Origin of the sequence: Streptomyces sp. NPDC057099 (assembly GCF_042671245.1) — a bacterium.
GTDB classification, from domain to species: domain Bacteria; phylum Actinomycetota; class Actinomycetes; order Streptomycetales; family Streptomycetaceae; genus Streptomyces; species Streptomyces purpurascens.
Genome location: NZ_JBHUTX010000006.1, coordinates 280693 through 299637, shown reverse-complemented (window position 1 = coordinate 299637; position 18945 = coordinate 280693). Strand labels below are relative to the sequence as shown.

Annotated in this window: 16 protein-coding genes, 2 pseudogenes and 1 riboswitch; of the genes and pseudogenes, 16 read left to right on the top strand and 2 right to left on the bottom strand. The window is 72.6% G+C overall.

The features are described 5' to 3' along the window. Positions 1 to 35 precede the first annotated feature (35 nt). From ACFT4A_RS11820 to cobC, 10 genes and pseudogenes are all read left to right on the top strand, one after another. Positions 36 to 1277 (top strand): anion permease, encoded by a 1242-nt coding sequence (locus tag ACFT4A_RS11820; RefSeq protein WP_382828339.1) that lies wholly within the window; start codon positions 36 to 38, stop codon positions 1275 to 1277. Between the two features lie 34 nt (positions 1278 to 1311). Further along, entirely contained in the window at positions 1312 to 1533 is a 222-nt protein-coding gene (locus ACFT4A_RS11815; protein WP_184599685.1) for a hypothetical protein, read from the top strand. Positions 1534 to 1688: 155 nt separating this feature from the next. Then, positions 1689 to 1828, top strand: a riboswitch (cobalamin riboswitch). A gap of 100 nt (positions 1829 to 1928) precedes the next feature. Then, positions 1929 to 2870, top strand: coding sequence for a cobalamin biosynthesis protein (locus ACFT4A_RS11810; RefSeq protein WP_382828337.1), 942 nt, complete (start codon positions 1929 to 1931; stop codon positions 2868 to 2870). Next, entirely contained in the window at positions 2867 to 4378 is a 1512-nt protein-coding gene (locus tag ACFT4A_RS11805) for a cobyric acid synthase (protein WP_382828335.1), read from the top strand. Before ACFT4A_RS11810 ends, ACFT4A_RS11805 begins: the two co-directional genes overlap by 4 nt. Before the next feature lie 112 nt (positions 4379 to 4490). Next, positions 4491 to 6512, top strand: coding sequence for a putative cobaltochelatase (locus ACFT4A_RS11800; protein ID WP_382828333.1), 2022 nt, complete (start codon positions 4491 to 4493; stop codon positions 6510 to 6512). After that, positions 6512 to 7111 carry a cob(I)yrinic acid a,c-diamide adenosyltransferase gene (gene cobO, locus ACFT4A_RS11795; protein WP_059079414.1) on the top strand — a complete coding sequence of 200 codons (600 nt, stop codon included), beginning with the start codon at positions 6512 to 6514 and terminating at the stop codon, positions 7109 to 7111. Before ACFT4A_RS11800 ends, cobO begins: the two co-directional genes overlap by 1 nt. After that, positions 7111 to 8493, top strand: a complete 1383-nt coding sequence (locus tag ACFT4A_RS11790; protein ID WP_382828331.1) for a cobyrinate a,c-diamide synthase — start codon at positions 7111 to 7113, stop codon at positions 8491 to 8493. Before cobO ends, ACFT4A_RS11790 begins: the two co-directional genes overlap by 1 nt. A 17-nt stretch (positions 8494 to 8510) precedes the next feature. Then, a pseudogene (locus tag ACFT4A_RS11785) lies at positions 8511 to 8873 on the top strand (cobalamin biosynthesis protein); the annotation flags it as partial. 98 nt (positions 8874 to 8971) lie between these two features. Continuing rightward, positions 8972 to 9778, top strand: a pseudogene (locus tag ACFT4A_RS11780) (sirohydrochlorin chelatase); the annotation flags it as partial. Between the two features lies 1 nt (position 9779). Beyond that, positions 9780 to 10835, top strand: a complete 1056-nt coding sequence (gene cobC / locus ACFT4A_RS11775) for an Rv2231c family pyridoxal phosphate-dependent protein CobC (RefSeq protein ID WP_382828329.1) — start codon at positions 9780 to 9782, stop codon at positions 10833 to 10835. Between the two features lie 363 nt (positions 10836 to 11198). On the opposite strand, the gene ACFT4A_RS11770 is transcribed toward cobC, so the two are convergent. Then, complete coding sequence (locus ACFT4A_RS11770) at positions 11199 to 12122, bottom strand: SCO1860 family LAETG-anchored protein (protein ID WP_382828327.1); 924 nt, start codon at positions 12120 to 12122, stop codon at positions 11199 to 11201. 155 nt (positions 12123 to 12277) lie between these two features. Beyond that, positions 12278 to 13369 (bottom strand): amidohydrolase family protein, encoded by a 1092-nt coding sequence (locus ACFT4A_RS11765; RefSeq protein WP_382828324.1) that lies wholly within the window; start codon positions 13367 to 13369, stop codon positions 12278 to 12280. A gap of 120 nt (positions 13370 to 13489) precedes the next feature. Here ACFT4A_RS11765 and ACFT4A_RS11760 point away from each other — a divergent pair, with 120 nt between their 5' ends. From ACFT4A_RS11760 to thpD, 6 genes are all read left to right on the top strand, one after another. Continuing rightward, positions 13490 to 14590, top strand: coding sequence for a pyridoxal-phosphate-dependent aminotransferase family protein (locus tag ACFT4A_RS11760; RefSeq protein ID WP_382828490.1), 1101 nt, complete (start codon positions 13490 to 13492; stop codon positions 14588 to 14590). Between the two features lie 225 nt (positions 14591 to 14815). After that, positions 14816 to 15355, top strand: coding sequence for a DinB family protein (locus ACFT4A_RS11755; RefSeq protein ID WP_382828321.1), 540 nt, complete (start codon positions 14816 to 14818; stop codon positions 15353 to 15355). 338 nt (positions 15356 to 15693) lie between these two features. Beyond that, on the top strand, positions 15694 to 16200 hold the full coding sequence (gene ectA, locus ACFT4A_RS11750) for a diaminobutyrate acetyltransferase (RefSeq protein ID WP_382828320.1): 507 nt from the start codon (positions 15694 to 15696) through the stop codon (positions 16198 to 16200). 64 nt (positions 16201 to 16264) lie between these two features. Continuing rightward, complete coding sequence (gene ectB, locus ACFT4A_RS11745; protein WP_382828317.1) at positions 16265 to 17536, top strand: diaminobutyrate--2-oxoglutarate transaminase; 1272 nt, start codon at positions 16265 to 16267, stop codon at positions 17534 to 17536. A gap of 43 nt (positions 17537 to 17579) precedes the next feature. Then, positions 17580 to 17978, top strand: a complete 399-nt coding sequence (locus tag ACFT4A_RS11740) for an ectoine synthase (protein WP_184599670.1) — start codon at positions 17580 to 17582, stop codon at positions 17976 to 17978. Positions 17979 to 17984: 6 nt separating this feature from the next. Then, a complete protein-coding gene (gene thpD / locus ACFT4A_RS11735; RefSeq protein ID WP_382828314.1) occupies positions 17985 to 18893 on the top strand; it encodes an ectoine hydroxylase in 909 nt (302 codons plus the stop codon). The last annotated feature ends 52 nt before the right edge of the window (positions 18894 to 18945 follow it).

The following is an 18945-nucleotide window of genomic DNA, read 5'->3' as shown; positions in this document are numbered from 1 at the left end:
GTCCCGCCAACGACGCCGAACGATTGCCTGGGTAAATGGAAAGCTTCTCGCTGATCCTCGCGATTGTGGTGGTCACCGCACTCGCGTTCGATTTCACGAACGGTTTCCACGACACCGCGAACGCGATGGCCACGACCATTTCCACGGGCGCCATGAGACCGAAGATCGCGGTGGCCATGTCCGCGGTGCTCAACCTGGTCGGCGCCTTCCTGTCCGTCGAAGTCGCGAACACGATCTCCAAGGGCCTCGTCGACGAGGCCGGAATCCGTCCCGAGGTCATCTTCGCCGCCCTGGTCGGAGCGATCCTCTGGAACCTGCTGACCTGGCTCGTGGGTCTGCCGTCCAGTTCGTCGCACGCCCTGATGGGTGGCCTGATCGGCGCCACGATCGCCTCGGCGGGCGTCGGCGCGGTGCACGGTGACGTCCTGGTCACCAAGGTGCTGATCCCGGCGATCGCCGCCCCGCTGGTCGCGGGCATCGCCGCACTGCTCGCCACCCGGCTGACGTACTCCCTCGGCAAGAAGGCCGACGGCGACGCCTCCAAGAAGGGCTACCGGGCCGGCCAGATCGCCTCCGCCGGCCTGGTCTCGCTGGCCCACGGCACCAACGACGCCCAGAAGACGATGGGTGTCATCACCCTCGCCCTGGTCGCCGGCGGCGCCGTCGCCCCCGACTCCGACCCGCCCATGTGGGTCATCCTCTCGGCGGGCATCGCCATCGCGCTCGGCACCTACCTCGGCGGCTGGCGCATCATCCGCACCATGGGCAAGGGCCTGACCGACCTCCAGCCGCAGCAGGGCTTCGCCGCCCAGACCAGTGCGGCGACGGTCATCCTGGCCTCCTCGCACCTCGGCTTCTCCCTCTCCACCACCCACTCCGTGTCCGGCGCGGTGATGGGTGCGGGGCTCGGCCGCAAGGGCGGCGTGGTCCGCTGGTCGACGGCGACGCGGATGTTCGTCGCCTGGGGTCTGACGCTGCCGGCGGCGGCCCTGGTGGGCGCGCTCGCCGAGTACGTGACCGGCTTCGGGAACTGGGGCACGGCGGTCGTGGCGGTGTTCCTGGTCGCCTCCAGCGCGGTGATCTGGAAGCTGTCGCGCCGTGAGGTCGTCGACCACACGAACGTCAACGAGGTCGAGGAGGAGCCGGCGGGTGTCGTGACCACCGCGATCGCCGCGGTGACACCGCCTCCGGCGGGCCCGTCCGAGGAACTGGCCGCCACGATCCCGGCCCAGGCCCCGGCCGACCGGAAGCCCTCCACCACGACCACCACGGTCTGATCCCGCCCACCGGTGACAAGGAAGAATCTCTGAGATGAAGATCGACTGGGCGACCCTCGGCTCCGTCTTCGGCGTCAGCCTCGTGGCCACCGTGACCCTCGTCGGCCTGTTCACCCTCGGCATCACCGGCCTGTCGCGCCGCGAGCGGGCGGTGGCGGCGGGCGGGTCGGCGGGGCTCGCGGTGACGGGTGCGTACGCGTGCTTCGCGGCGTGTGCGGCGGCTGTGGGATACGGGATCTATCTGATCGTGGCCTGACCACGACCACCACGATCGTCTGTTGCCGGGCGGCACGGGGCTTCGGTCCCGGGCCGCCCGGTTGCCGTTCACGGGACAGCCGTCGGCACCCCCTGCGAGGCAGGCGGTGTGGGCTTGTCCACACTCTCCCCTCGCAGGTCAACGGCAAGTTGACGGTTGTTCGCGGCCGTGGTGGACTGCCGGGGCCAATGCGGCGGCAGGAGAGGAAGCCGGTGGAAGTCCGGCGCGGTCCCGCCACTGTCACCGGGGTAGCACTCACCGGGAGCCAGGAACTCTCACCGCCGGTCTCGTCGAACCAGGGCGTGGACACCCTGAGTGAGGACATATCGCCATGTTCGGCTGCCGATCGAGGGCCAGTTCCCCACCGTTGTCCGCCCCCGTGGCCGGCTGAGCCCATGGGTGCCGGTCGCGTCCACGCGTACGGTGCCGCCGTCGGTCTGATCGGTGATCTGCTGCTCGGCGATCCTCGCCGGGGGCATCCGGTCGCCGCGTTCGGGCGGGCCGCGGGTGCCGTGGAGCGGGTGTTGTGGCGGGACCACCGGGGGTGGGGCGCGCTGCACACCGTGGTGTGCGCGGGCGGGGCCGTCGCGCTCGGGGCCGTCGCCGCGCGTGCCGTGCGTCCGTCCACTGTCGCGTCGGTCGGGCTGACCGGTGCCGCCACCTGGGCCGTCGTCGGGGGGACTTCGCTCGCCCGGGAGGCGCAGGCCATCGGGCGTGCGCTGGAGGCCGGGGACGTAGAAGCGGCCCGTGCGCGGCTGCCGCATCTGTGCGGACGGGATCCACAGGCCCTGGACGCCGACGGGATCGCCCGGGCCGTCGTCGAATCCGTTGCCGAGAACACCTCCGACGCCGTCGTGGGAGCGCTCGTGTGGGGGGCCGTCGGCGGTGTCCCGGGGCTTCTCGGGTTCCGGGCCGTCAACACCCTCGATGCCATGGTCGGGCACAAGTCGGCCCGGTACCGGCGCTACGGGTGGGCCTCCGCGCGGCTGGACGATGTCGTGGGCTGGCCGGGGGCCCGGCTGACCGCCGTGCTCGCGACCGCGGCCGGGGGCGACCCCCGCGGAGCCGTGACGGCCTGGCGTGCCGACGCCGCCAAGCATCCGAGTCCCAACGCCGGGCCCGTGGAGGCCTCGTTCGCGGGGGCGCTCGGGGTGCGGCTCGGCGGAACCCTGTCCTACGGCGGACGCGTCGAGCACCGTCCCGTCCTCAACGGCGCGGGGCGCGCCGTCGCCACCGGGGACATCGAACGGGCCGTACGGCTGTCCAGACGTGTCGGCTGGCTCGCGCTCGGCGTCTGTGTCGCCGCGCGCCACATCGTGAAGGGGCGTACGTCATGACGGGCGGGGGGCTTCTCGTCGCCGGCACCACCTCCGACGCCGGCAAGAGCGTCGTGACCGCCGGGATCTGCCGGTGGCTGGTGCGGCAGGGCGTCAAGGTCGCGCCGTTCAAGGCGCAGAACATGTCGCTGAATTCGTTCGTGACGCGGGAGGGCGCCGAGATCGGGCGGGCGCAGGCCATGCAGGCGCAGGCGTGCCGGGTGGAGCCGACCGCGCTGATGAATCCCGTGCTGCTCAAGCCCGGCGGCGAGCAGAGCAGTCAGGTCGTACTGCTGGGCAAGCCGGTCGGCGAGCTCAGTGCGCGCGGGTATCACGGAGGACGGCAGCAGAAGCTGCTCGGGACGGTGCTGGACTGCCTGGAGCGGTTGCGGGGCACGTATGACGCGGTGATCTGCGAGGGGGCCGGTTCGCCTGCCGAGATCAATCTGCGGCGGACGGACATCGTCAACATGGGGATCGCCCGAGGCGCCGGGCTCCCCGTGCTCGTCGTCGGCGACATCGACCGGGGCGGGGTCTTCGCCTCGTTCTTCGGGACCGTCGCCCTGCTGTCCCGCGAGGACCAGGACTGTGTCGCCGGGTTCCTCGTGAACAAGTTCCGCGGGGACGTCTCCCTGCTGGAGCCGGGGCTCGACATGCTCCACGGCCTCACCGGGCGGCACACGTACGGCGTTCTGCCCTTCCGGCACGGGCTCGGGATCGACGAGGAGGACGGGCTGCGCGTCTCGCTGCGGGGGACGGTCCGGGAGTCCGTCGTCGCCCCGCCCGTCGGCGAGGACGTGCTGCGCGTCGCCGTCTGCGCGGTCCCGCTCATGTCCAACTTCACGGATGTCGACGCGCTGGCCGCCGAGCCCGGTGTCGTCGTGCGGTTCGTGGACCGGCCCGAGGAACTGGCCGACGCCGACCTGGTCATCGTGCCGGGGACCCGGGGGACCGTCCGTGCCCTGGAGTGGCTCAGGGAGCGCGGACTGGCCGACGCGCTGGTGCGCAGGGCCGCCGAGCAGCGGCCCGTCCTCGGCATCTGCGGCGGCTTCCAGATCCTCGGCGAGCACATCGAGGACGACGTCGAGAGCCGCCGCGGTCATGTCGACGGGCTCGGGGTCCTGCCCGTACGGGTGCGGTTCGCGCGCGAGAAGACCCTCACCCGGCCGGTGGGTGAGGCCCTCGGGGAGCCGGTCGAGGGCTACGAGATCCACCACGGGGTCGCCGATGTCACCGGCGGGGCGCCCTTCTTGGACGGCTGCCGGGTCGGCCAGACCTGGGGCACGCACTGGCACGGCTCGCTGGAGTCGGACGGATTCCGGCGTGCCTTCCTGCGCGAGGTGGCGGCCGCCGCCGGCCGCCGTTTCGTACCGGCACCGGACACCTCGTTCGCCGCGCTGCGCGAGGAGCAGCTCGACCGGCTCGGCGACCTGATCGAACAGCACGCGGACACGGACGCGCTGTGGCGGCTCATCGAGTCCGGCGCGCCGCCGGGGCTGCCCTTCGTCCCGCCGGGAGCGCCCGTATGAGGGCCGTGGCGGTGATGTGGACCGCCCGCACGGCGACCGCGGGCCACCTGAGACGCTGGGACGGCTGCCCGGTCCATCCGCAACTCGAAGGCGACTTGGAGGACGACGAAAAGTGACCACCCCCTTTCCGTTCACGGCCGTGGTCGGCCAGGACGATCTGCGGCTCGCGCTGCTGCTGAACGCCGTGTCACCGGCGGTCGGCGGTGTGCTGGTGCGCGGCGAGAAGGGCACGGCCAAGTCGACGGCCGTGCGGGCGCTGTCGGCGCTCATGCCGGAGGTGGACGTCGTCTCCGAGTGCCGCTTCTCCTGCGACCCCGGCTCGCCCGACCCCGGCTGCCCGGACGGGCCGCACGAGCCGGGGGGCTTCGCCTCCCGGCCGGCCCGCATGGTCGAGCTGCCCGTCGGCGCCTCCGAGGACCGGCTGGTGGGCGCGCTGGACATCGAACGGGCCCTGTCCGAGGGCGTGAAGGCCTTCGAGCCCGGCCTGCTCGCCGACGCGCACCGCGGCATCCTCTACGTCGACGAGGTCAACCTCCTCCACGACCACCTGGTCGACCTGCTGCTGGACGCGGCCGCGATGGGCGCCTCGTACGTGGAGCGTGAGGGCGTCTCCGTGCGGCACGCCGCCCGCTTCCTGCTCGTCGGCACCATGAACCCCGAAGAGGGCGAGCTGCGGCCGCAGTTGCTCGACCGGTTCGGGCTGACCGTCGAGGTCGCGGCCTCGCGGGAGCCCGATCAGCGCGTCGAGGTCGTACGGCGTCGGCTGGCCTACGACGACGACCCGGCCGGGTTCGCCGCCCGCTGGGCCGAGGAGGAGGCCGACGTACGGGCCCGGATCGTGGCCGCGAAGAAGCTGCTGCCGTCGGTGCGGCTGGGCGACGACGCGCTGCGGCAGATCGCGGCGACCTGCGCTGCCTTCGAGGTGGACGGCATGCGCGCCGACATCGTGATGGCCAGGACGGCTACGGCGCTCGCGGCCTGGGCGGGGCGTACGGACGTGCTCGCCGAGGACGTACGGCAGGCCGCGCTGCTCGCGCTGCCGCACCGCCGGCGCCGCAATCCGTTCGACGCGCCGGGACTTGACGAGGACAAGCTGGACGAGACCCTGGAGGAGTTCTCCGGGGACGACGACCCGGACCCCGACCCGGATCCGGACCCCGGCTCGGGGCCGGACGGGCCCGGCGGGGGCGGCGGACAGCCGACGCCCGACGACGGACCCCAGGGCGGGGACCAGGAGGCCCGGCCGGAAGGCGAGCAGGAAGGGCAGCCGCAGCCGCAGCCCTCGGGTGCCGGCGAGCAGTCGGCCGCACGCGCTTCCGAACCGTTCCGGACCAAGGTGCTGAGCGTGCCCGGACTCGGCGAGGGTGCCGCCGGGCGGCGTTCGCGGGCCCGGACCGAACACGGCCGGACCACGGGCGCCCGGCGGCCGAAGGGCTCCCTCACCAAGCTGCACCTGGCGGCGACCGTGCAGGCCGCGGCCCCGCACCAGAAGGCACGCGGACGGTCCGGGCCCGGACTGGTCGTGCGCCGGGACGACCTGCGGCAGGCCACCCGCGAGGGCCGCGAAGGCAATCTCGTGCTGTTCGTCGTGGACGCCTCCGGGTCGATGGCGGCGCGGCAGCGGATGAGCGCCGTGAAGGGTGCCGTGCTGTCGCTGCTGCTGGACGCGTACCAGCGGCGGGACAAGGTGGGTCTGGTGACCTTCCGGGGATCGGGCGCGGAGGTCGCGCTGCCGCCGACCTCGTCCGTGGACGCGGCGGCGGCCCGGCTGGAGTCGCTGCCGACCGGCGGCCGTACGCCGCTGTCGGCCGGGCTGCTGCGCGCGCACGACGTCCTGCGGGTGGAGCGGCTGCGCGATCCCGCGCGGCGGCCGCTGGTCGTGGTGGTGACGGACGGGCGGGCCACCGGGGGCCCGGAGCCGGTCGCCCTGGCCGGGCGTGCGGCGCGGCTGTTCGCGGCCGAGGGCGTCGCGTCCGTCGTCGTGGACTGCGAGTCGGGTCCGGTGCGGCTGGGGCTCGCCGGGCAGCTCGCGGGTGAGCTGGGCGGCACCGCCGTGACGCTGGACGAGCTGCGGGCCGACTCGATCGCCGGGCTGGTCAAGGATGTGCAGGGTACTTCGAGGAGGGCCGCGTAATGCCGCAGGGACAGCCGAGTGTCGTTCCGGACGACGGTCTGACGACCCGACAGCGCCGGAACCGGCCGCTCGTCTTCGTGCACACGGGCATCGGCAAGGGCAAGTCCACCGCCGCCTTCGGGCTCGCGCTGCGGGCCTGGAACCAGGGCTGGCCGATCGGGGTGTTCCAGTTCGTCAAGTCGGCGAAGTGGAAGGTCGGCGAGGAGAACGCGCTGCGGGTGCTCGGGGCGTCCGGTGAGGGCGGGTCCGTCGACTGGCACAAGATGGGCGAGGGCTGGTCCTGGGTGCAGCGCGACGGGCAGATGGACAACGAGGAGAAGGCCCGGGAGGGCTGGGAGCAGGTCAAGCGGGACCTGGCGGCCGAGACGTACAAGCTCTATGTGCTGGACGAGTTCGCCTACCCGCTGCACTGGGGCTGGATCGACACCGACGAGGTCGTGGAGGTGCTGCGGAACCGGCCCGGGACCCAGCATGTCGTGATCACCGGGCGGAACGCGCCCGAGAAGCTCGTCGACTTCGCGGACCTCGTGACCGACATGTCCAAGGTGAAGCACCCCATGGACGCCGGGCAGAAGGGGCAGAGGGGCATCGAGTGGTGATGTCCTCGTCCGTCCCACGGCTGGTCATCGCCGCGCCGGCTTCCGGCAGCGGCAAGACCACCGTTGCCACGGGGCTGATGGCCGCGTTCGCCGCGCGGGGACTCGCCGTGTCCCCGCACAAGGTCGGGCCGGACTACATCGACCCCGGGTATCACGCGCTCGCGAGCGGGCGGGTGGGACGGAACCTCGACGCCTATCTGTGCGGGCCGGAGCAGGTCGGGCCGTTGTTCCTGCACGGGGCGCGGGCGTGTGACATCGCCGTCGTCGAGGGCGTGATGGGGCTGTTCGACGGGGCGGCCGGTGAGGGCGAGCTGGCGTCCACGGCTCATGTGGCCAAGCTGCTGCGGGCGCCGGTGGTGCTGGTCGTCGACGCGTCGTCGCAGTCCCGGTCGGTGGCGGCGCTGGTGCACGGGTTCACCACCTGGGATCCGGAGGTGCGGGTCGGGGGCGTGATCCTGAACAAGGTCGCCTCGGACCGGCACGAGTGGCTGCTGCGGGAGGCCATGGAGCAGGTCGGGGTGCCGGTGCTCGGGGTGCTGCGGCGGGCGCCGCAGGTGGACACGCCGTCGCGGCATCTGGGGCTGGTGCCGGTCGCCGAGCGGCGCGAGGAGGCCCTGGGGGCTGTCGCGGCCATGGCCGCGCAGGTTTCCGAGGGTTGTGATCTGGACGCGCTGATGCGGCTGGCCCAGGGGGCGGGCGGGTTGTCCTGCGCGGCCTGGGACGCGGCCGAGGCGGTCTCCTCGCCCGGTCACCACCCGGCACGGTCGCAGGAGAGACCCCGGCCGCGGGTCGCCGTGGCCGGCGGTGAGGCGTTCACCTTCTCCTACGCCGAGCACACCGAGCTGCTCACCGCCGCCGGTGCGGAAGTCGTGCCCTTCGATCCCCTGCGGGACGAGGAACTGCCCGAAGGAACAAGCGGGTTGGTGATCGGGGGCGGGTTCCCGGAGATGTATGTCTCCGAGCTCTCGGCCAACGAACCCCTGCGCAAGGCCGTCGCCGGCCTGGCCGAGAGCGGCGCCCCGGTCGCCGCCGAGTGTGCGGGGCTGCTGTATCTGTGCCGGGAGCTGGACGGGCAGCCGATGTGCGGGGTGCTGGACGCCGGGGCGCGGATGACGCGGCGGCTCACCCTGGGGTACCGGGACGCCGTGGCGGTCGGCGACAGTGCGCTCGCGGCGGCGGGGACCCGGATGCGGGGCCACGAATTCCACCGGACCGCCGTGGAGCCCGGCTCGGGGCCTGATCCCGCCTGGGGGTTCCGGACCCCGGAGCGGCGGGTCGAGGGGTTCGTACGGCGCGGTGTGCACGCGAGCTATCTGCACACGCACTGGGCGTCCGAGCCCGGTGTCGCCCTCCGGTTCGTGGAGAGGTGCCGGACGTCATGAGCGGCACGCCGGTCGGCGTCGGGATCGGGGCGTCGCGGGGTGTCTCCGTCGAGGAGGTGCTCGGGCTCGTCGAGGACACTCTGCGGGAGGCCGGGCTGTCCGTGGCGTGCGTCGCCGAGCTCGCCACCCTCGACGCCAGGGCCGAGGAACCGGGCGTCGTCGAGGCCGCGCGGCGGCTCGGGGTGCCCCTGGTGACCTACTCCGCCGGGGAGTTGGCGGAGGTCGAGGTACCGAACCCGTCCGACGCGCCGCTCACCGCCGTCGGCACCCCGTCGGTGGCCGAGGCCGCCGCGCTCGCCGGCGGTGGTGAACTCCTCGTCCCCAAGCGGAAGTCGGCCGCGAGCCCCGCGAGGGCGACCTGTGCCGTCGTACGGCGCCCGCAGGGCGCCGATCCGGGTTCCGGCCCGCCCCGTCCGGCCGGGTCCGAGGCCGCGCTCAACGTCCCGCCGTACCACCCCACTTCCGCCGAGGAGCACCTGTGACCACCCCTCCCGCCCTGCTCATCGCCGGCCAAGGCACTCGCGACGACACCGGATCCGAGGCGTTCCGCGCGTTCGTACGCGAACTGGGGTCCCGGCGCCCGGAACTGCCCGTCGCGGGCGGCTTCGTCGAGCTGTCGCGGCCGCCGCTGGGCGACGCCGTGACCGAACTGGTGGAGCGGGGCGTACGGCACTTCACGGCCGTTCCGCTGATGCTGGTGCCCGCCGGGCACGCCAAGGGCGGCATCCGGGCGGCCCTGGCCCGGGAGAAGGAGCGGCACCCCGGGATCTCGTACACGTACGGGCCCCCGCTCGGCCCGCACCCGGCGCTGCTGGACGTGCTGGAACGGCGGCTGGACGAGGCGCTGGGCGGCACCGCGGGGCGCAGGCCGGGCGACCGGGCCGATGTGACGGTGCTGCTGGTGGGGCCCGGGTCCACGGACCCGGACGGCAACGCCGAGGTGCACAGGGCGGCGCGGCTGCTGTGGGAGGGCCGCGGGTACGCGGGGGTCGAGACGGCGTTCGCGTCGCTGGCGGCGCCGGACGTGCCGAACGGGCTCGACCGGTGCGTGCGGCTGGGGGCCCGGCGGATCGTGGTCCTGCCGTACTTCCTGTTCACCGGCGTCCAGCCGGACCGGGTGCGGCAGCAGACGGAGGGCTGGGCGGAGGCGCACCCGGGGATCGAGGTGCGCTCGGCCGGCGTCATCGGTCCGGAGCCGGAGCTGCTGGACCTGGTGTGGGAGCGCTACGAGGAGGCCGTCACGGGCCGCCACACGTCCGGGGACCTCCACCGGGGGGCGGACTCGGATGCGCACTGAGAGCGGGCACGATCTGCGGCACCACGGGGACGCGGAGGTCCGGGACGACGGCGGCTCGCTCGTCGATCTGGCCGTGAACGTCCGGGCCGACACGCCTCCGGTGTGGCTGCGGGAGCACATCGCCGCGTCGCTGGGCGGGCTCGCGGCCTACCCCGACGGACGGGCCGCACGCGCGGCGGTGGCGGAGCGCCACGGGCTGCCGGCGGAGCGGGTGCTGCTGACGGCGGGCGCGGCTGAGGCGTTCGTGCTGCTGGCGCGGGCGCTGAAGGTGCGGCGGCCGGTCGTCGTCCACCCGCAGTTCACGGAGCCGGAGGCGGCGCTGCGGGACGCGGGGCACACGGTCGACCGGGTGCTGCTGCGCGCGGAGGACGGCTTCCGGCTGGACCCGGCGGCCGTTCCCGAGGACGCGGACCTGGTGGTGATCGGCAATCCGACGAATCCGACGTCGGTGCTGCATCCGGCGGAGACGATCGCCGAACTCGCCCGTCCCGGGCGGGTGCTGGTGGTGGACGAGGCGTTCATGGACGCGGTGCCGGGCGAACGCGAGGCCCTGGCGGGCCGCGTCGACGTCCCCGGTCTGGTGGTGCTGCGCAGCCTGACCAAGACGTGGGGGCTGGCCGGGCTGCGGATCGGGTACGTGCTGGCGGCGCCCGAGACCATCGAGGACCTGGAGCGGGCGCAGCCGCTGTGGCCGGTGTCGACACCGGCGCTGGCCGCGGCGCGGGCGTGCGTGGGACCCCGGGGCGTGGCCGAGGCGGCCCACGCCGCCCATCGCGTCGCGGCGGACCGCGCCCACCTGGTGGCGGGCCTCGCGCGGTTCGCCCCGGCGGGGTTGCGGGTGGTCGAGCCGGCGGAGGGCCCGTTCCTCCTCATCCGCCTGCCCCACGCGGCAGCCGTCCGCCACCGCCTGCGCGACCTCGGCTACGCCGTGCGCCGCGGCGACACGTTCCCCGGCCTGGACGAGGAGTGGCTACGGCTGGCGGTACGGGACCGGACGACGTCGGACGGGTTCCTGCGGGCGCTGGAGCGTGCGATGACCGGCTGACGCTTCACGGGGCCCGTGCGGGGGTTCCCGCCGGGGCGCTCGTCGGCGCCGCCGGGCTCGTCGAACCGCAGGGCCGGCCTCGCCGGGCGACTGCCCCGCCTGGGCGGTACCGCCGGTTCCGCCTCGGCCGTGTGCCGGGAGACGGCGGGGCCCTCGTCGGCGCCGCCGGGCTCGTCGAGCCGCAGGGCCGGCCTCGCCGGGCGACTGCCCCGCCTGCGCGGCACCGCCGGCACCGCCTCGGCCGGTGTGGCGGGGGCGGTTTCCACGTCGGTCGGTGGGCGGCGTGCGATCGGGCTCTGGCGCCTCCGCCTTCCCGTGGAACGGCCCGGCCCGGCCCCGCCCGACACCCCGCGCCCCGGGATCTCAGCCCCGGCGGCGTGCCAGGGCCACCGCTCCCCCGCCCGCGGCGAGCAGGGCGATCGCGCCGCCCATGATGTACGGGGTCGTCGAACTGCCGCCCGTCTCGGCCAGGCCCTCCTCGGCGGGGGCGCCCTGCGGCTCGATCGCGGCGGGGGCATCGGACGGCTCGGTGGAGGGGGCGGCCGGTGGCTGTGCGGCGGGTGTGGCCTTCGGGGTCTCGCAGGTCGCCTCGGCCAGGGTGAGCGTGCCGTTCACCTCGGCCACGTTCAGCTTCAACGGGTTGACGGACACCTTGAGTTCGAGGGCGGTGGCGGTTGCCGTGCGGGACGTCGTCTCCGTCTTGCGGAGGTCCAGGCGTACGTCGCCGACGCCCGGCACCTTGACGTCCGTCGGGCCGCCGGCGGTCAGGGTGACGCGCTTGCCGAGCACCGTGACCGAGCCGGGCAGGTCGGTCGTGGCGGCGGGCTTCTTCCCGGCCTCGCAGACGGCCTTCGCGGTGACCTGCTCGATCTCGATGACCGACAGCAGCGGCAGGCCGGGGACATGGACGCGGGCCCGGGCCAGGGTGGTGCTCCCCTCGGCCTTCGTGGCGGTCGCGGTCGCTCTCGCCTCGGCCACGTCCGCGCGCAGCACGCTGAAGGGCTGCCCGCCGTTCACCCCGTCCAGGCGGGCGGTCAGCGCGGTCTTCTCGGCGCTCTGCGGGGCCTGGACCTCGTTGAGCGTGACGGCGAGCGGTGCCTCGACCGACTTGTTCAGCAGGGACACATCGAGGCCGGTGCGCAGGACGACGGCGCTCGCGCGGCCGTGATCGCCGGTGGCGTGCGCCGGGCTCACTCCGCTCAGTGCCACAGGCCCGGCGGCGAGGGCCGTGGCCGTCGCCACGGTCGCCAGACGGCGTGCGGGCATGCGGAAGGAAGTGCTGTTCACGGTGGGACTCCAGGAGAGACAGGCTCGGGACCCGGAAAGACTCGCGCACCCGGCGTACGGCGTCAGCGATCTGACGTCTCTTCACTCCAACGTGGCGATACCGGGGAAGTTTTCGAATCCCCCGGCACTGACGTTCCCTCGCGTCACCCGATCGGCTACCCGACCACGCGCCCGTTCAGCACCACCCGACGCGGCGCCGCCAGGACGCGTACGTCGGCCCGGGGGTCCTGGTCGTAGACGACCAAGTCGGCCGGGGCGCCCTCGTCCAGGCCGGGGCGGGCCAGCCAGGTGCGGGCCGTCCACGTTCCGGCCGCCAGGGCATCGAGGGGCGGGATGCCGGCGGTGACCAGTTCGGCGACCTCGGCCGCCGCCAGGCCGTGGGCGATGCTGCCGCCGGCGTCGGTGCCGACGAAGACGGGGATGCCGGCGTCGTAGGCGTTCCGTACGGTGTCGTAGCGGCGTTCGTGGAGCCGGCGCATATGGGCCGACCAGCGCGGGAACCGGGACTCGCCGCCGTCGGCGAGCTGCGGGAAGGTCGCGATGTTGACCAGTGTCGGGACGATGGCGACGCCCCGTTCGGCGAACAGCGGGATGAGGTCCTCGGTCAGTCCCGTCGCGTGCTCGACGCAGTCGATGCCCGCCTCGACGAGGTCCCGCAGGGAGTCCTCCGCGAAGCAGTGGGCGGTGACGCGGGCGCCAAGGCGGTGGGCCTCGGCGATCGCCGCCTCCACCGCGCCCCGGGGCCAGCAGGCCGACAGATCGCCGAGGTCGCGGTCGATCCAGTCGCCGACCAGCTTGACCCAGCCGTCGCCCCGCCGGGCCTCCTGGGCGACGTAGGCGACCAGGTCCTCCGGCTCGACCTCCCAGGCGTAGTTGCGGATGTAGCGCCGGGTGCGGGCGATGTGCCGCCCGGCGCGGATGATCTTCGGCAGGTCCTCGCGGTCGTCGATCCAGCGGGTGTCGGAGGGCGAGCCCGCGTCGCGGATCAGCAGCGTGCCCGCGTCCCGGTCGGTCAGGGCCTGCTTCTCGGCGACGTCCTGAGGGACCGCGCCGTGCCGGTCGAGTCCCACGTGGCAGTGCGCGTCGACGAGGCCGGGCAGGGCCCAGCCCTTGACGGTGCGGATGTCGCGGGCGCCGGCGGGGCGGTCGTAGGAGACGCGGCCGTCCACCACCCACAGTTCGTCGCGGACGTCCTCGGGCCCGACGAGCACCCGTCCCTTCACGTGCAGCACCGTGCGATCGCTCATGCACCGCACCCTAGTGAGCGGCGGACCTCACCTGCGAGGGGGGACGTACCCGCCGGATACCCTCGATGCCGTCGGCCCCGGGCAGATGGCGCCCGCCCCGTGAACGAAGAGAGCCTCACCGTGACGCACCCGTTTCTGGACCTGACCCCGCTCGGCGCGGACCGCTTCGCCGCGATCGAGGACCGTGTGGCGCGGCTGCTGAGCACCGAGCAGGACGTCGTGATCATGCAGGGCGAGGCGCTGCTGCCGCTGGAGGGCGCGATCCGTGCGACGGCCGGTCCGGGGACCACGGCGCTGAACGTCATCACGGGCCCGTACGGGCAGACCTTCGGCGACTGGCTGCGGGACTGCGGTGCCACGGTGGTCGACCTGGCGGTGCCCTTCCACACGGCGGTCACGGCCGAGCAGATCCGGCAGGCCTTCGCCGAGCACCCGGAGATCGACTTCGTGTCCCTGGTGCACGCGGAAGCGGCGACCGGGAACACCAATCCGGTCGCGGAGATCGGCGACGTGGTGCGGGCGCACGGGGCGCTGTTCTACCTGGACGCGGTGGCGTCGATCGGCGCCGAGCCGGTGCTGGCGGACGCGTGGGGCGTGGACCTGTGCGTGATCGGGGCGCAGAAGGCGATGGGCGGTCCGGCCGGTGTCTCGGCGGTGTCGGTGAGCGAGCGGGCCTGGGCCCGGATGGCGGCGAACCCGCTGGCGCCGCGCCGCTCGTATCTGTCGCTCCTCGACTGGAAGGAGCGGTGGATCGACGGCGGCCGCAAGGCGCTGCCGCACGCTCCGGCGCAGCTGGAGATGCTGGCGCTCGAGGCGTGCGTGGAGCGGATCGAGGCGGCCGGGCTCGATGCCGTGATGGCCCGGCACGCCACCGCCGCGGCGGCCACGCGGGCCGGGGCGGTCGCGCTCGGTGGCGGTCTGGAACCGTATGTGTACGAGGCCCGGGACGCGGCGCCCGTCGCCACGACGCTCCGGGCGCCGTCCGGGGTGGTGGCGGCGGAGCTGGTGGCCAGGGCGCTGACGTCGGATCCGGCGGTGCCGGTCGCCGCCGGCGGGGGTGCGCTGGCCAAGGAGATGATCCGGGTCAACCACTACGGGGCCGACGCGACGCCGGGCGCCGTGCGGGCGAGTCTGGCGGCGCTGGGGGGTGCGCTCGCCGCGCACGGGCTGAAGGTGGACGTGGAGGGGGCGCTGCGGGCCGTGGAGGGGGCGTGGCGGTAGTCGGGGGCTGAGGTCTTCGTCGGGGGCTGAGGTCGGGGCTGAGGTGTTCGGTTTCCGCCCCCGCCGCCCCTTCCCGTCCCTGCCTCCAGGGGCTCCGCCCCTTCGACCCCGCTGGGGGCCGCGCCCCCAGACCCCCGCTTCGGCCTGAACGGCCTCGTCCTCAAGCGCCGGACGGGCTGGAAGCAGGCACCGGCCGGTGTCAGTGGCCCGTGCCATGCTCCGCGTATGACGACCGACACATCCGCCGAACACACCCCGACGCTCCCCGACGGCCGCCCCGTGCCGCATCTGAGCGGTGACGAGCGGGCCATGCTGGAGAGCTGGCTGGACTTTCACCGGGCCACGCTGGCGCTGAAGTGCGCGGGGCTCGACGACGCGCAGGTGCGGGTCCCGTCGGCCGAGCCGTCCGCGCTGACGCTGCTCGGGCTGGTGCAGCACCTCGCCGAGGTCGAGCGGAACTGGTTCCAGCGGGTGACCGCCGGCCTCGGCGTGCCGCCGCTGTTCGAGGACCCGACCGGCTACGCGCTGGATCCGGGGCGGGGCCTCGACGAGGCGCTGGGGATCTGGCGGCGGGAGATCGCGCGGGGGCGGGAGCTGTGCGCGGGGCTGCCTCTGGACCACGTCGGGCGGGTCGCCGAGGGGCCGGTCCCGGGGATGGAGGTCAGTCTGCGATGGGTGCTGATTCACATGATCGAGGAATACGCACGGCACAACGGTCATGCCGATCTCTTGCGGGAACGCATCGACGGAGTGACCGGGGCCTGAATTACACGTGCTTTCCGCTACATCCCGCATGTAAGCTGGCGCACATATTAAGAATTCATCAATGAACAGCTTCCCGTATTCTTCTGCCCGCTTTCCTCGGTCCTAAACACGAGATTTTGGGGACACTCCGCGAGGGAATTCAGGCAGATCTCGTGGTGATTACATGGCTGTGACGCGTTACACACCGTGACCACTTTGCCCGATATTTCCGGGACAAAACCAGGCATCTCGCCACCCTCGCTCCCCAAGACTCGCGCCCGCGCGATAGCACAGACGCGCTCCATACGTAACCCCGCCTGGCGATGCAATTCTAAATTTCTCTGGTAAATTCAGATTGCATGACTGCCGTACAAGCAGATCCGCAAATCGACCGTCCCACCGTGGCCGACGGAGCCGCGCTGTGGCGGATGGCGAAGGACTCGAAGGTTCTGGACCTGAACTCGTCCTACAGCTATCTGCTGTGGTGCCGTGACTTCTCGGCCACGTCGGCCGTGGCGCGTGACGAGCACGGCGAACCGATGGGCTTCATCACCGGCTACGTGCGACCGGACAGCCCGGGCACCCTGCTGGTCTGGCAGGTGGCCGTGGACGAGGCGCACCGCGGGCGCGGGCTGGCCGCCACGCTGCTCGACGGTCTGGCCGCCCGGACCGTGGCCGACCTCGGGGTGACGACGGTGGAGACCACCATCACTCCGGGCAACACCGCCTCGGAGCGCCTGTTCACATCGTTCGCCGAGCGTCACGGCGCCCGGCTGGAGCGCGAGGTGCTCTTCGACACGGCCGTGTTCCCCGACGGGCCGCACGACCCCGAGGTCCTCTACCGCATCGGCCCGTTGCCCCACTGACTTCCCGTCCCACCCTCACCCCCCACCCCGCAGACTTTCCCCACGTACCGAGGAGCGATTCGTCGTGACCATCACCCAGCCCGACCTGAGTGTCTTCGAGACCGTTGAGTCCGAGGTGCGCAGCTACTGCCGCGGCTGGCCCACTGTCTTCGACCGCGCCGTGGGCAGCCGTATGTACGACGAGGACGGCCATGAGTACCTCGACTTCTTCGCCGGAGCGGGGTCACTGAACTACGGGCACAACAACCCGGTCCTGAAACGCGCGCTGATCGACTACCTGGAGCGTGACGGCGTCACGCACGGGCTCGACATGTCGACCACCGCCAAGCGGGCCTTCCTGGAGTCCTTCCAGAACCTGCTGCTGCGGCCGCGCGACCTGCCCTACAAGGTCATGTTCCCCGGCCCGACGGGCACCAACGCCGTGGAGGCCGCGCTGAAGCTGGCGCGGAAGGTGAAGGGGCGCGAGTCGATCGTCTCGTTCACCAACGCCTTCCACGGCATGTCGCTGGGCTCGCTGGCCGTGACCGGCAACGCCTTCAAGCGCGCCGGCGCCGGTATACCGCTGGTGCACGGCACGCCCATGCCGTTCGACAACTACTTCGACGGCACCGTCGAGGACTTCCTGTGGTTCGAGCGACTGCTGGAGGACCAGGGCTCCGGCCTGAACAAGCCGGCCGCCGTGATCGTCGAGACCGTGCAGGGCGAGGGCGGCATCAACGTGGCCCGGCCCGAGTGGCTGCGCGCCCTGTCCGAGCTGTGCGAGCGGCAGGACATGCTGCTGATCGTCGACGACATCCAGATGGGCTGCGGCCGTACCGGCGCCTTCTTCTCCTTCGAGGAGGCGGGCATCGTGCCGGACATCGTCACCGTCTCGAAGTCGATCAGCGGCTACGGCCTGCCGATGTCGCTGTGCCTGTTCAAGCCCGAGCTCGACGTCTGGGAGCCCGGCGAGCACAACGGCACGTTCCGCGGCAACAACCCCGCGTTCGTCACGGCCACCGCGACCCTGGAGACGTACTGGGCCGACGGTTCCGCGATGGAGAAGCAGACCCGCAAGCGCGGCGAGCAGGTCGAGCAGGCGCTGATCTCCATCACCGAGGAGAACCTGGCCGACGTGAAGGAGTACCGGGGCCGCGGCCTGGTGTGGGGCCTGGAGTTCCACGACAAGGAGCGCGCGGGCAAGGTCGCCAAGCGCGCCTTCGAGCTGGGGCTGCTGATCGAGACGTCCGGCCCGGAGAGCGAGGTCGTCAAGATGCTCCCCGCCCTGACCATCACCCCCGAAGAGCTGGACGAGGGCCTGCGGACGCTGGCCCGCGCCGTCCGAGAGACCGCCTGACACACCAACCGAGCATCACTCACCGAGGAGGCATCGCAGCACCGTGATTGTCCGTTCGTTCAAGGAGATCGAAGGTACCGACCGGCACGTGAAGTCGGCGTCCGGTACGTGGGAGAGCAAGCGCATCGTCCTCGCCAAGGAGAAGGTCGGCTTCTCCCTGCATGAGACGGTCCTGTACGCGGGTACGGAGACGTCGATGTGGTACGCGAACCACATCGAGGCCGTCGTCTGTGTGGAGGGTGAGGCCGAACTGACCGACCACGAGACCGGGAAGTCGTACACGATCACGCCCGGAACCATGTACCTCCTGGACGGCCACGAGAAGCACACGCTGCGGATCAAGCAGGACTTCCGCTGCCTCTGCGTCTTCAACCCGCCTGTCACCGGACGGGAGGACCACGACGAGAACGGCGTATACCCGCTGCTCACCGAGGAGGTGTGACGTTTCATGACCGCCACCTACGACACCACCACCGGTATGCCGGACCTCTATCCGAGTCGTGGCGCCGCCGAGGTGCTGACGCCGCGCCAGGACCCGGTCGTCTGGGGCGCGCCCGACGCCCCGGGCCCGGTGGCGCCGGCCGACCTGCTGTCGTTCGAGCGTGACGGCTTCCTCGCCATCGAGGAGCTGATCACCGAGGACGAGGTCGCGGTCTACCGGAACGAGCTGAACCGGCTGGTGCACGACCCGGACATGCGGGCCGACGAGCGGTCGATCGTCGAGCCGCAGTCCAAGGAGATCCGCACGGTCTTCGAGGTGCACAAGATCAGTGAGGTGTTCGCCAGGCTGGTGCGCGACGAGCGGGTCGTCGGTCGGGCGCGGCAGATCCTCGGCTCGGACGTGTACGTCCACCAGTCGCGGATCAACGTCAAGCCGGGCTTCGGGGCCAGTGGCTTCTACTGGCACTCGGACTTCGAGACGTGGCACGCCGAGGACGGTCTGCCGCGGATGCGCACGGTGTCGGTCTCGATCGCGCTGACCGAGAACTACGACACCAACGGCGGGCTCATGATCATGCCGGGGTCGCACAAGACGTTCCTCGGGTGCTCGGGAGAAACGCCGAAGGACAACTACAAGAAGTCGCTGCAGATGCAGGACGCGGGCACGCCCTCCGACGAGGCGCTGAGCCAGCTGGCCTCGCATCACGGCATCAAGTTGTTCACGGGCAAGGCCGGTTCGGCGACCTGGTTCGACTGCAACGCCATGCACGGTTCCGGCGACAACATCACGCCGTTCCCGCGCAGCAACGTGTTCATCGTGTTCAACAGCGTGGAGAACACGGCGGTCGAGCCGTTCGCGGCGCCGGTCCGGCGCCCCGAGTTCATCGGGGCCAGGGAGTTCACGCCGGTGCGGTGACGCCCCTCTGAGCACCGGGCCGGGCCTCCTCGTGTGGGACGGGAGGTCCGGC

What these genes read in the sequence shown, in the direction of transcription:
- cobC (WP_382828329.1), top strand. Translation starts at nt 9,780, where the DNA reads ATGCGCACTGAGAGCGGGCACGATCTGCGGCACCACGGGGACGCGGAG.
- ACFT4A_RS11755 (WP_382828321.1), top strand. Translation starts at nt 14,816, where the DNA reads ATGACGACCGACACATCCGCCGAACACACCCCGACGCTCCCCGACGGC.
- ACFT4A_RS11805 (WP_382828335.1), top strand. Translation starts at nt 2,867, where the DNA reads ATGACGGGCGGGGGGCTTCTCGTCGCCGGCACCACCTCCGACGCCGGC.
- thpD (WP_382828314.1), top strand. Translation starts at nt 17,985, where the DNA reads ATGACCGCCACCTACGACACCACCACCGGTATGCCGGACCTCTATCCG.
- ACFT4A_RS11820 (WP_382828339.1), top strand. Translation starts at nt 36, where the DNA reads ATGGAAAGCTTCTCGCTGATCCTCGCGATTGTGGTGGTCACCGCACTC.
- ACFT4A_RS11790 (WP_382828331.1), top strand. Translation starts at nt 7,111, where the DNA reads ATGTCCTCGTCCGTCCCACGGCTGGTCATCGCCGCGCCGGCTTCCGGC.
- ACFT4A_RS11810 (WP_382828337.1), top strand. Translation starts at nt 1,929, where the DNA reads ATGGGTGCCGGTCGCGTCCACGCGTACGGTGCCGCCGTCGGTCTGATC.
- ACFT4A_RS11815 (WP_184599685.1), top strand. Translation starts at nt 1,312, where the DNA reads ATGAAGATCGACTGGGCGACCCTCGGCTCCGTCTTCGGCGTCAGCCTC.
- ACFT4A_RS11765 (WP_382828324.1), bottom strand. Translation starts at nt 13,369, where the DNA reads ATGAGCGATCGCACGGTGCTGCACGTGAAGGGACGGGTGCTCGTCGGG.
- ectA (WP_382828320.1), top strand. Translation starts at nt 15,694, where the DNA reads ATGACTGCCGTACAAGCAGATCCGCAAATCGACCGTCCCACCGTGGCC.
- cobO (WP_059079414.1), top strand. Translation starts at nt 6,512, where the DNA reads ATGCCGCAGGGACAGCCGAGTGTCGTTCCGGACGACGGTCTGACGACC.